Annotated in this window: 10 protein-coding genes; 2 read left to right on the forward strand and 8 right to left on the reverse strand. The window is 71.9% G+C overall.

The features are described 5' to 3' along the window. Positions 1 to 13: 13 nt before the first annotated feature. Complete coding sequence (locus ACFYYH_RS14080; RefSeq protein WP_388550108.1) at positions 14 to 1,324, reverse strand: ABC transporter substrate-binding protein; 1,311 nt, start codon at positions 1,322 to 1,324, stop codon at positions 14 to 16. A gap of 8 nt (positions 1,325 to 1,332) precedes the next feature. Further along, positions 1,333 to 2,508, reverse strand: a complete 1,176-nt coding sequence (locus ACFYYH_RS14085; RefSeq protein WP_388550111.1) for an ROK family protein — start codon at positions 2,506 to 2,508, stop codon at positions 1,333 to 1,335. Between the two features lie 178 nt (positions 2,509 to 2,686). On the opposite strand from ACFYYH_RS14085, the gene ACFYYH_RS14090 reads away from it, so the two are divergent. Beyond that, complete coding sequence (locus ACFYYH_RS14090; protein WP_388550113.1) at positions 2,687 to 4,882, forward strand: alpha-galactosidase; 2,196 nt, start codon at positions 2,687 to 2,689, stop codon at positions 4,880 to 4,882. A gap of 60 nt (positions 4,883 to 4,942) precedes the next feature. Here ACFYYH_RS14090 and ACFYYH_RS14095 read toward each other — a convergent pair whose 3' ends face one another. The 6 genes from ACFYYH_RS14095 to ACFYYH_RS14120 form a co-directional block, all read right to left on the reverse strand. Beyond that, on the reverse strand, positions 4,943 to 5,161 hold the full coding sequence (locus tag ACFYYH_RS14095; RefSeq protein WP_388550116.1) for a ferredoxin: 219 nt from the start codon (positions 5,159 to 5,161) through the stop codon (positions 4,943 to 4,945). A gap of 3 nt (positions 5,162 to 5,164) precedes the next feature. Then, positions 5,165 to 6,298: a cytochrome P450 gene (locus tag ACFYYH_RS14100; RefSeq protein ID WP_388550450.1), complete on the reverse strand. Its 1,134-nt coding sequence runs from the start codon at positions 6,296 to 6,298 to the stop codon at positions 5,165 to 5,167. 283 nt (positions 6,299 to 6,581) lie between these two features. Further along, entirely contained in the window at positions 6,582 to 6,959 is a 378-nt protein-coding gene (locus ACFYYH_RS14105) for a toxin Doc (protein WP_388550118.1), read from the reverse strand. Then, positions 6,959 to 7,201, reverse strand: coding sequence for a hypothetical protein (locus tag ACFYYH_RS14110; RefSeq protein WP_388550121.1), 243 nt, complete (start codon positions 7,199 to 7,201; stop codon positions 6,959 to 6,961). Before ACFYYH_RS14110 ends, ACFYYH_RS14105 begins: the two co-directional genes overlap by 1 nt. A 176-nt stretch (positions 7,202 to 7,377) precedes the next feature. Further along, the gene (locus ACFYYH_RS14115; protein ID WP_388550123.1) at positions 7,378 to 9,225 is read right to left on the reverse strand and encodes a DUF885 domain-containing protein; all 1,848 of its coding nucleotides are present in this window, start codon (positions 9,223 to 9,225) and stop codon (positions 7,378 to 7,380) included. A gap of 230 nt (positions 9,226 to 9,455) precedes the next feature. Further along, a complete protein-coding gene (locus ACFYYH_RS14120; protein ID WP_388550126.1) occupies positions 9,456 to 10,778 on the reverse strand; it encodes an amidohydrolase in 1,323 nt (440 codons plus the stop codon). A 167-nt stretch (positions 10,779 to 10,945) separates the two neighbouring features. Between ACFYYH_RS14120 and ACFYYH_RS14125 the strand changes: the two genes are divergently transcribed. Beyond that, positions 10,946 to 11,122, forward strand: coding sequence for a thiazolylpeptide-type bacteriocin (locus ACFYYH_RS14125; protein WP_046505532.1), 177 nt, complete (start codon positions 10,946 to 10,948; stop codon positions 11,120 to 11,122). Positions 11,123 to 11,188: the final 66 nt, after the last annotated feature.

Genomic DNA, 11,188 nt, shown 5'->3' on the forward strand with positions numbered 1-11,188 from the left:
TCCCGGGTCCTGGTCAGGCCGTGAAGAAGCGCGAGCGCTGGGACTCGATCGTCTTCAGCAGGGCCGAGCCGTCGTCGGGGTGGCCCAGCCACTGGGTGAGTCCCGGCAGTACGACGGTGGAGATGAAGCCCGGGTCGCTGTCGCGGTCGCCGAACTGGGTGATGTGCTTGGCCGAGGCGATGAGCTGGGCGGACTTCTTCTGGAGCGCGTTGTACGAGCCGGTGTCGGCCCGTGCGTTCACGGCGACGTTGCTCGGGTCGACGCCCATGTACAGATTCTCGGCCTTGGCGCTGCCGAGGAACTCCAGCAGCCGGTTGGCGCCGTCCGGGTTCTTCGGCCGGCGGCTGAGCATGAAGCCGTCGGTCGGTGCCTCGACGGTGTCCTGGCCGAAGGAGGGGTCGATCTCGGGGAAGGCGAAGAAGTCGATGTCCTCGCGGAGCGTGTCGTCGGTGATCTGCTGGCCCAGGAAGAGTCCGATGACCGCCATGCCGGACTTCTTGTCGAGCAGCGACTGGGCGGCGTCCTGCCAGGAGCGGCCGCCCGCGCCCTGCTGGTAGTAGGGGCTCAGCTCGCGCCAGAGGTCGAGGGTCCTGACGGTGCGGCGGTCGGTCCAGGAGACCTCGCCCCGCATCAGCGACATATGGAACTCGTAGCCGTTGGCGCGGAGGTTCAGATAGTCGAAGGCACCGAGGATGGACCAGCTGTCGCCGCCGCCGTAACCGGACGCGATGGGCGAGAGGCCGTCCTTCTTCATCCGCTTGGCGAGCGCGGTGAACTCGCTCCAGGTACGGGGCGTCGCGTATCCGCGTTCCTGGAACACGCTCTTGCGGTAGAAGACGGCCCATGGGTAGTTGTACAGCGGGACGAAGTAGTACTTCCCGTCCAGTCCCCGGGAGAGCTGCTTGGCGGCGTCGCTGAAGCCGGGGCCTATCTTCTCCCACACCTCGTCGACGGGGTGGGCGAGGCCCTTCTTGGCGAAGTACTGCATGCGGTAGCCCGCGAACCAGGTGAAGACGTCGTCGGGGGTGCCCTGGAGATAGGTGGAGATGCTCTTCTGGAACGTGTCGTGGTCGACGGTGTTCGTCCTGACGGTGAGACCGCTGTCCTTGGTGAAGGCGTCGGTGACGGCCGCGTAGGCGGACTTGGGGGTGGCGTCGGCGCCGTTGGAGCCGAAGGTCACGGTCTTGGGGTCGGACGAGGGTCCGCCGCCGCAGGCGGTCAGGGCGGGCGCGGCCAGCGCCGCGGCACCGATTCCGAGCGCGCCGCGGACCACACCGCGTCGGCCGGGCCCACTGGTGTGCGAGAGGGTGCGGCTCAGCGTCATCGCTACTCCTAATGCGTGTCTGTTCCGATGAAGGACTGGATGGCGGTGGCCGCGGCCCCGCGCGCCCACTCCTCGAAGGGCAGCGGACGTGTCATCACGTCGCACTGCGCGGCGGTCCCGAAGGCGGACGCGGTGAACGCGTCACGGATGTGCTCGGCGAAGAGGTCGTACGCGGCCAGGCCCTCGCCGGAGATGATCACCCGGCGCGGTCCCAGGACATTGACGACGGCCCCGATGGCCCGGCCGATGGCCTCGCCGGCCCGCGCGTAGACCTCCCGGGCGCCGGGGTCGCCCCGGTGGGCGAGTTCCAGGGCCTGCCGGGAGCCGGTGACCGGCAGGCCGGTCACCTCCCTGACCCGGCGGAGGATGGCCGAGTCCCCGGCGATCGCCTCCACACAGCCGTTGTTGCCGCAGTGGCACGGCGGGCCCAGCGGATCGATGGAGAGATGGCCGATCTCACCGGCCACGCCGTGCGCGCCGGAGACGACCCGTCCGTGCACCACGAGACCGCAGCCGATGCCCGCGCCCACGGTCACCAGCGCGAAGTCGGAGATGCCCGCCCCCGCGCCGAACCACTGCTCGGCGACGGTGAGGGCGCGGACGTCGTTGTCGACCGTGACCGGCAGCCCCGTCACCGTGCTCGCCAGTTCCGCGAGCGGTATGTCGCGCCACTCCAGGAACGGCGAGTAGCGCACCACCCCGGCGGCGCGGTCCACATCACCGGAGACGGCGAGACCGAGCCCGCGTACCTCCACCCCGAAGCCGTCGGCCTCGGTGAGCAGTTCCTGCACGAGTCCGGTGATCGAGGCGAGCACGGCGCCCGGATCGCGGGCGGTGAGCGGGAGGTGCCGGGCCACCCGGATACGGCAGCAGAGATCGGCGAGTACCGCGATGATCTCGTCGCCGGTCACCTTGACCCCGATGAACAGGGCCCGGCCGCCGTCCACCCGCAGGGCGTTGGCGGGACGTCCGAGGGCGGGCCGTGCCTCCTCGTCCACGCCTTCGACCAGATAGCCGGCCTCCATCAGCGGACGTACCGCCTTGGTGACCGCGGCCGAGGAGAGCGCGGTGCGCCGGGCTATCCCGAGCCGTGTGAGCGGGCCGTGGGACAGCACGGTGGTGAAGACGAGGGAGGCGGCCGGTGTCGGTACCGGAACCGCCTCGGTGCGAGGGGTCGAGCGCATGGCCGAAACGTAGGTGGGTTCTTTTCCGCTGTCAATGAAAGAAGCAAGCTCCTTTCGAAGTGCCAACTGGAAGGGTTCGGATCATGCAATTAAGAGACTGTTCCTGGGTATTGACAGGTGATCGAAGGGAGAGTTGGCTGCGGACTGCTCTCGTGGCGCTACTCGAACGTGAGGATCCATGCCTGTGATCTCCTTCGCCCCTGACACCGGGGTCTGGCTGCTCTCCACTCCGCGCACCTCGTACGCGCTGCGGGTCGACGCGTCGGGGGCGCCCTGTCATCTCGCGTGGGGACCACGGCTGACGCCGGCGGAGGCGGACGAGCTGGCCCTTCCTCCGGCGCCCGAGGCCAGCAGTTTCGAGGGACGGCCTGCCGTCGGCGAGGAGTTGCCCGTCGACGGCGGGGCGCGGTTCGGTCCCCCCTCGCTCCAGGTGCGTTTCGCCGACGGCACCCGGGCCTTCGAGTGGCGGCCGGCCGGCCACCGGATCACTAAACCGGGTCCGGAACCGGGCCAGGAACCGGAACCGGGCCAGGAATCGGCACCGGGCCAGGGACCGGGATCCGGGTCCGGAGCGGGATCGGCCGAACTGGCCCTGGAGTTCAGGGACCGCCACTACCCCCTGGAGGTCACGCTCCACTATCGCGTCCATGACGACAGCGATGTGATCGAGCGCTGGACCGTGCTGCGCAACACCGGCGAGGACCCGGTGGTGCTGACGCGCGCCGACTCCGCCGCGTGGACGCTTCCGGCCAGGGAGGACTACCGGCTGAGCCATGTCACCGGGCAGTGGTCCGCCGAGACCCAACTGCGCCGGGAGCGGCTGCCGTTCGGTGAGACCGTGCTGACCAGCAGACGGGGGGTCACCAGCCATCACGCCAATCCCTGGGTGATGGTGGACGCCGGGGACGCCACCGAGGAGCACGGGCAGGTATGGGGAGCGGCCCTGGCCTGGAGCGGCAGTTGGCGGCTCACCGTGCAGCGCACACCCGACGGCCGGGCGGGCTTCACCGGTGGCGCGGGACAGGACGGTACAGCCCTGCCGCTCGGCCCCGGCGAGGAGTTCACCACCCCGCTCCTCGCCGGTCTGTACACCGACGGCGGCTTCGGCGCGGCGAGCCGGGCCTGGCACGCGTACACCCTCGCCCATGTGCTGCCGCATCCCGGGGAGATCCGGCCGGTGCTCTACAACTCGTGGGAGGCGACCGGGTTCGATGTCGACGAGGCCGGCCAGCGGGCGCTGGCCGCCCGCGCGGCGGCGCTCGGCGTCGAGCTGTACGTCATGGACGACGGCTGGTTCGGCGCGCGGCGCGGCGAGACGGCGGGGCTCGGCGACTGGACACCGTCCCCCGACCGCTTCCCCGACGGGCTCACCCCCCTGGTCGAGGAGGTGCACCGGCTCGGTATGCGCTTCGGGCTGTGGGTGGAGCCGGAGATGGTCAACCCGGACAGCGATCTCTACCGGGCGCACCCGGAGTGGGTGCTGCACTTCCCGCACCGCGACCGCACCGAGCTGCGCGGTCAGCTCGTGCTCAACCTCGCCCGGCGCGATGTCGCGGACTGGGCGTACGGCTGGCTGACCGAGCTGGTCGGTGCCCATGGCATCGACTTCCTGAAGTGGGACATGAACCGCGCGTTCACCGAGGCGGGCTGGCCGGGGACGGCGGACGGCGCCGACCGGGTCGGTACGGCGTATGTGCGCCATCTCTACGAGATCCTCGACCGGCTGCGCGCCGACCACCCCGGGCTGCGGATCGAGTCGTGCAGCGGCGGCGGTGGCCGTGTCGACCTGGGCATCCTGTCCCGTACCGACCAGGCGTGGACCTCGGACAACACGGACGCCGCGGACCGTGTCGGGATCCAGCACGGGTACGGCCAGCTCTATCCGGCGCGGACCATGGCCGCGTGGGTGACCGATGTGCCGAACCAGCTCACCGGCCGGTCGGTGCCCCTGCGCTTCCGCTTCCATGTGGCGATGGCCGGGGTGCTGGGCGTCGGCGGTGATCTCACCCGCTGGTCGGACGGTGAACTGGCCGAGGGCGCCGAGCTGGTGGCGGAGTACAAGCGCGTACGCCATCTCGTCCAGCACGGCGTTCTGCACCGGCCGCGCGGTCCCGTGGACGACGGGCCGGCCGCGGTGCAGTACACCGCGCGGGACGGGAGCGAGGCCCTGCTGCTGGTCTGGCGGCGCGCGCCCCGCCATGGCTCCCCGCGCACCCCGCTCCGGCTGGCCGGTCTCGACCCCGCCGCCCGCTACCGCGACCCGCGGACCGGCGCCGTCCACTCCGCGGCCGTGCTGACCGGATACGGCTTCGAGCCCGCCCTGCCCCCGGGTGACTGGGCGAGCACGGCGGTGCATCTGGTCCGGGTGCCGTGACGCGCGGCGTGGCCCCCGCGGGAGGTCCGTTCCGCGGGGACCACGCCGTCGCAAGCCGGATCAGGGGCGGGGGCCGATCTCCCGGCCGCCCTCGGTGACGGTGATCGCCGCCGCGGGGCAGGAGTCGGCCGCGTCGAGTACCACCTCGTCGGGTTCGAGACGGCCGGCCAGCGGCCGGGCCCGGTCCTCGTCACCGAGGACGAAGAAATCGGGGGCCATACCCGCGCACACGCCCGAACCGATACAGCGCTGCGCGTCCACGTCGAGCTGCCAGGTCATGGGTCACCATCCGATCGGCATGGTGCGCGGGCCGCGCACGATCATCTGCTGCTTCCACCCGATGTCACCGGCGAGCCGCAGTCCGGGCAGCCGGGTGAGCAGGGCGCGCAGGGCCTCCTGCAACTCGACCCGGGCCAGCGGGGCGCCGAGGCAGTGGTGGACACCGTGGCCGAAACCGAGATGCTGGTTGCTCTCGCGCCCGATGTCCAGGGTTCCCGGTGAGCCGAACCGGATCGCGTCCCGGTTGGCCGCGCCCATCGCGACCAGCACCGCCTCCCCGGTCCTGACCAGGGTGCCGCCGACCTCGATGTCCTCGGTGGCGTAGCGCGGGAAGGCCGCGCCCGCGCCGAGCGGGACGAACCGCAGCAGTTCCTCGACGGCGCCCGGGATGAGCGACGGGTCCGCTCTCAGCCGCCCTAGCTGCTCCGGATGGCCGAGCAGGACGTGGACGAAGTTCGGGATCTGGGTCGCCGTGGTCTCGTGACCGGCGATCAGGATGCCGACGCAGAGCTCGTTGAGTTCCGTCTCGGAGAGCCGGTCGTCGACGTCGCGCGCCTCGATGAGCGCGGACATCAGATCGTCGGCGGGCTCCTTGCGGTGCCGGTCGATGAGCCCCGCCATGTACGCGCGCAGTTCCTCGCGGTTCCGGTCGAACTCCTCCGGGGTCAGTCCGCTGGTGGACAGCGCGGCGTCGCTCCAGGCCCGGAAGAGCGGGCGGTCCTCCACCGGTACGCCCAGGAGCCGGCAGATCACGGCGACAGGAATCGGCAGCGCGTAGTCCTCGACCAGGTCGGCGGGGGGTCCGGCCGCGATCAGGCGGTCCACGAGCCGGTCGGCGAGCCGGGCGACCTCGGGCCGCAACGTCTCGACGCGGTGGCCGGTGAAGGCCTTGGCCACCAGGGTGCGCAGCCGGGTGTGGTGCGGCGGGTCCATGCCGAGAATGCCGCCGGTGCGCGGCTCGGGCCACTGCCGGGGCCCGTCACGCCCGTCCTCCGTCCGGCTGAAGCGGCGGTCGCCCAGGACGAGCCGGGCGTCGGCGTACCGGGTGACCAGCCAGCCGGGCTCCCCGTAGGCGAGCCGGACCTTGAGCAGTCCGGGGAGTTCACGGGCGCGCGCGTAATCCTCGGACAGCTCGATGCCCTCCGGCCGGTTGAACGGGTAAGCGGCCGGAGAGGCGGGAGAGGCCCATGCCTGGTGTACGTCTGGTCCGTTTACGTCTGGTCCGTTTACGTCTGGTCCATGTACGTCTGGTCCGTGTACGTCTGGTCCATGTACGTCTGGTCCGTGTACGTCGGTCATCGCGGAGCCCGATCGCAGAGGGGGTGCGCGGTGGTGTAGGCGCACGATCACCAACCGTAGGAGAGGGTTCCGGTCCCGGCAACGGGAGACGCCTTCGGACGCGGGAGCAGGGGCCCGCGCGTCAGATGCGCCAGCCGCGGATGTGCTCCGCCGCCTGGTACACATTCACCTTGCCCGACTGGACATCGCGCACCAGTTCGACGAGTGCGCCGTACGGGGGGTCGATCCCCTCGCCCGACGCGTGCATGTACGCGGCGACGACCTGACACGCGTACAGGCTGTTGCGGAACGGCAGCGGCTCCAGCCGTACCAGCGAGTGGAAGAGGGCCGCCGCGCGCCAGGCCACATCGGGGTCGCTGGTGGCCGGACGCGGGATACGGGTCTTGTGCCGCGCGACGGCGGCCACCAGGGCCGAGTAGTCGGCGACGGACACGTCTTCGGGGACGGCCTGTTCCTGGACGTCCAGGAGCCAGGCCACATCGACATGGAGCAGGGGCATCAGGCGGCGTCCACCTGCCGCTCCCCGTGCCCGGCGGGTGGGATCTCGTGGGGGAAGGCCTCGTCGAACTCCGCCCGGTGCCGCTCGCCCCAGGTGACGGCGTAGCGGACGAACTGGATCCGCTGCTGCTCCCGCAGGGGCAGGTCGTGGACGTACTGCTTGAGGGACTTGCCCTCGGCCGCCGCCGCGGCGCGGACAGCCTCCAGTTCGTCCTCGGTGAAGCTGATGTTCAGAGATGGCATGGGCTTACGGTACCTAACCGGTACCGTCCAGGGAAGTGCCCAGGTCACACCCGTCGGCACCCGTCGGCACCGGTCGGTACGGTCGGCGGATACCGGTCGGCAGGACCCCGTCGACAGGGCCCGGTCGGCAGCGCCCGGTCGGCAGGGCCCGGTGAGGACGCGCGGGGGCGGAGCCGTCAGAGCCGGGCGAGGACCGCCTCCAGATCGTCCAGGCCCAGGGAGCCCTGGGACAGCGCGGCCATGTGCCACCGCCTGAGATCGAAGTCGCGGCCGGCGCGGTGGTGCGCCGTGCGCGCGGCCTCACGCCCGCGCAGCCAGGCACGCTCGCCGAGCTTGTAGCCGATGGCCTGGCCGGGGGTGCCCAGATAGCGGATCACCTCGCTCCGTACGAACGCGTCGGGACGGCCGCTGTGGGCCCGGAAGAACTCCGCCGCCAGCGCGGGGGTCCAGCGTTCGCCCGGACGGAACGGCGAGTGCGCGGGGATCCTCAGCTCCAGATGCATCCCGAGGTCGATGACCACCCGCACCGCGCGCATCATCTGCATGTCGAGATAGCCGAGCCGGTGCTCGGGATCGGAGAGGAAGCCCAGCTCGTCCATGAGCCGTTCCGCGTACAGCGCCCAGCCCTCCGCGTTGGCGCTCACCGTCCCGACCCCGGTCTGGTAGCGGGAGAGCCGGTCGGACAGATGGGCCCACTGGGCCAGTTGGAGATGGTGGCCCGGCACGCCCTCGTGGTACCAGGTGGAGACCAGTTCGTACGTCGGGAAGCGTGTCCTGCCCATCGTCGGCAGCCAGGTGCGGCCGGGGCGGGTGAAGTCCTGCGACGGCGAGGTGTAGTACGGCACCGGGGTGCTGCCCGCGGGGGCGAGACAGGACTCGACCCGGGCGACCCGCCCGGCGATGTCGAAGTGGGTACCGCGCAGCCGGGTGACGGCCTCGTCCATCAGGTCCTGGAGCCAGACGCGTACGGCCTCCTGTCCCTCCACCGCGTGGCCGTGGGTGTCGAGATGGCTCAGCGCCGTCCAGGGTGTCTCCGCGTCCGGCAGGATCCTGGCCGCCTCGGTCCGCATCTCGCCGAGCAGGCGGTGGAATTCGGACCAGCCGTACGCGTACGCCTCGTCCAGATCGAGGTCGGTCCCGTTGAAGTAGCGGGCGGAGACGGCGTACCGCTCCCGGCCCACCACCTCGGGGGAGCCCGCGACCCCGGGGCCGTACACCTCGCTCAGCCAGTTGCTCAGCCGCCCGACGGCGGAGGTGGCCTCCCGGGCCGCGCTCTCCAGCTCCTTGCGCAGCGTCCGGGGGCCGGGGGCGACGAACTGGCTGAACCAGCCGCCGCCGTGGCCGGTCCAGTCGTCCAGTTGCCCAGTCATCGCGGTGATCTGGCGCGGTCCGCCGGGCAGTCCCCGGCGCAGGCCCTCGGCGAGCGAAGCGCGGTAGCTGTCCAGCGAGGCGGGGAGTGCCCTGAGCCGGCGCTCCACGGCCCGCCAGTCCTCGTCGTCGGCGGTGGGGGTGAGGGTGAACGCCGTCCTGATCTGGTGCACCGGGGAGAAGATGGTGGAGACCGAGCGGAGTGTCTCGCCCGACTCGTGCATCGCGAGTTCGGCGGTGAGCCGCTCGCGCAGGAGCCGGGCGCAGTTGCGTTCGATCGCCGCGTCGGACGCGGAGTCGGCGTCCGGGCCCGTGTGGAGGTCCGGGCCCGCGGGGACATCCGGGCCCCCATGGAGGTGCGGGCCCGCCGCCGGATCGTCCGGTGCCGGTGCCGGTTCCGGGCGACCGGTCGCGGCGAGACGGCGCAGTGTGTCCCCGGCCAGTCGCGCGAGCTGAGCACGGCCCTCAGGGGAGAAGTCGGGCAGTCTGGCGTGGCTGTCCCGGTCGCCGAGGATCGTCCCGAGCACGGGATCCAGCACGATCAGGGCGTCGGCGTAGCTGTCCGCGATCCGGCGCGGCGAGGGCGGCGACGGAGACGGAGGCGGGGACGGGGACAGGGGCGAAGGAAGCGGCTCAGGATGCGTGGCGTCAGACATGCGGATCATCCTCACGCCCGGCGGACGGCCGTGCCCGGCCGATGACGGCGAACGCCGCAAAAGCGCTGTCCCCCCTGCGGTGTACGGCGCCGCCGTCACGGTCCGCCGGGTGCGAGCGTGCCGCCGCCGTGGGCCGGTTGGCCGGAACCGTATGCGCCGAGGTGGTTCCAGAACATGGTGTTCCACCCCATGGCGGTGCGGAACACCCGTGCGGCGCCCGGCCGGTGCCCTCACCGGGGCGCTGTCCCCGTGGCCGCCGCGGAACCGGCGTCCGCGCGTCCCCCGTCGGCCGTGAGCCAGGTCAGGGCGGCCGATGTCATCGCCGTGATACCGGTGGGCAGCGCGGTGCGGACATCCGGGGCGAACTCCGGCGAGTGGTTCGGTGGCAGAGCCGCGAGCTTCTCCTCGGCCGGTCCCGGAGTGCCGGCCCATGTCTTCGGGCCCACCACCCCGAGCATCCAGTACGACAGCGCGATCCCCGTCATCCCGTGCACCGACGCTCCCGCGTCCCCGTAGAAGGGAAAGTCCTCGGTGGCCATGGCCGGGGGCCAGACCGCCACGCGTTCGGGCCCGTACAGCTCCACATGGGCCCGGCGCACGGCCGCCGTGGCCGCCGGGTCGGGATGGGTGACCGGGGACCGGGAGACGACCGTGATCTCCGGATCACGCGGACAGCCGGACGCGGCGCACTCGGCTCTGACGATCCGTTCCACCGAACCGGCCAGCCGGTCGAGCGCCCGCTCGGAGAGGGCGCGCACGGTGATACCGAGGGTCGCCAGCGCGGGGACCAGATTGCTGCCGGTGCCCGAGTGGAACGAGCCCACGTTCAGGGCCACTTGCTCGGTCGGGGCGGACTCGCGGGACACCGCTCCCTGGAGCCGCAGCACGGCCGCCGCGCCGGTGAGCACCGGGTCCACCGCGAGCTGCGGGGTGCCCGCGTGTCCGGCACGGCCGTGGATGACGGCCTCGAAGCCGACACTGCCCGCCAGCATCGGACCGTACCCGTGGGCGACCATACCGCCGAGCAGGGGGGCGGTGTGCTGGGCGAGCACGGCGTCGGGCCGCCCGAAGCGCTCGTACAGCCCGTCCTCCAGCAGGGCCCGCGCCCCCGTGAGGGTCTCCTCCGAGGGCTGGCCGACGACCACCACCGTGCCGCGCCAAGCACCCCGGGAGCGGGCCAGCAGGGACGCGGCGCCCGCGACCGCCGCCAGATGCAGATCGTGTCCGCAGGCGTGCATGACGGGGCCCTCACTCGCGTAGGGCAGACCGGTGCGCTCCGCCAGGGGCAGCGCGTCGAGTTCGGCGCGGATCAGGACGCGCGGCCCTTCGCCGTTGCGCAGGACTCCCACCACACCGTGGCCGCCGACGCCCTCGGTCACCGCGTAGCCCGCGGCCCGCAGCCACTCCCCCAGCGCGGCGGCGGTGCGCCGTTCCTCGCCGGAGAGTTCGGGGTGGCGGTGGAGGTCCAGATAGAGGGCGACCGCGGGGCGCAGGACCTCGTTCAGCCCGGCCAGGACGGGGGTGTTCTCTCCGGGGTACGCGACAGGGCTCACCCGGTCCATGGTGCGGTACGGGCCGGGCCCCCCGCGTACAGACCGCTGACACCCGCGGTCAGTGGAACACGTGCCGTCCGGCAAGTGGCGTCCGCTGGAATACGGGTGTCACGAGATCAGGTCCCCGGGGAGCCCCCTGGAGACCGGGCCTTCCCTAAGGAGTCACCATGGCTGACAAGAGCACCCTCGCCTCCCTGGCCGACGAGATCATGGAGCTGGAGTCGGAGACCTTCGAGATCTCCGACTACTCGGACGCCAGCGAGGTCGTGCTCGCGGGCTCCACGAGCTGCAGCTCGACGTCGACCTGCTCCTCCACCACCAGCACCACCTCCTGCAGCGCCTGATCCCACGCGCTCGGCACGGAAGCGGGCGGCACCTGCGACCTTTCGCGGGTACCGTCCGCTTTCCGT

This window comes from Streptomyces sp. NPDC002018, from assembly GCF_042890865.1.
Lineage (GTDB): Bacteria > Actinomycetota > Actinomycetes > Streptomycetales > Streptomycetaceae > Streptomyces.

What these genes read in the sequence shown, in the direction of transcription:
- ACFYYH_RS14080 (WP_388550108.1), bottom strand. Translation starts at nt 1,324, where the DNA reads ATGACGCTGAGCCGCACCCTCTCGCACACCAGTGGGCCCGGCCGACGC.
- ACFYYH_RS14085 (WP_388550111.1), bottom strand. Translation starts at nt 2,508, where the DNA reads ATGCGCTCGACCCCTCGCACCGAGGCGGTTCCGGTACCGACACCGGCC.
- ACFYYH_RS14090 (WP_388550113.1), top strand. Translation starts at nt 2,687, where the DNA reads ATGCCTGTGATCTCCTTCGCCCCTGACACCGGGGTCTGGCTGCTCTCC.
- ACFYYH_RS14095 (WP_388550116.1), bottom strand. Translation starts at nt 5,161, where the DNA reads ATGACCTGGCAGCTCGACGTGGACGCGCAGCGCTGTATCGGTTCGGGC.
- ACFYYH_RS14105 (WP_388550118.1), bottom strand. Translation starts at nt 6,959, where the DNA reads ATGCCCCTGCTCCATGTCGATGTGGCCTGGCTCCTGGACGTCCAGGAA.
- ACFYYH_RS14110 (WP_388550121.1), bottom strand. Translation starts at nt 7,201, where the DNA reads ATGCCATCTCTGAACATCAGCTTCACCGAGGACGAACTGGAGGCTGTC.
- ACFYYH_RS14115 (WP_388550123.1), bottom strand. Translation starts at nt 9,225, where the DNA reads ATGTCTGACGCCACGCATCCTGAGCCGCTTCCTTCGCCCCTGTCCCCG.
- ACFYYH_RS14125 (WP_046505532.1), top strand. Translation starts at nt 10,946, where the DNA reads ATGGCTGACAAGAGCACCCTCGCCTCCCTGGCCGACGAGATCATGGAG.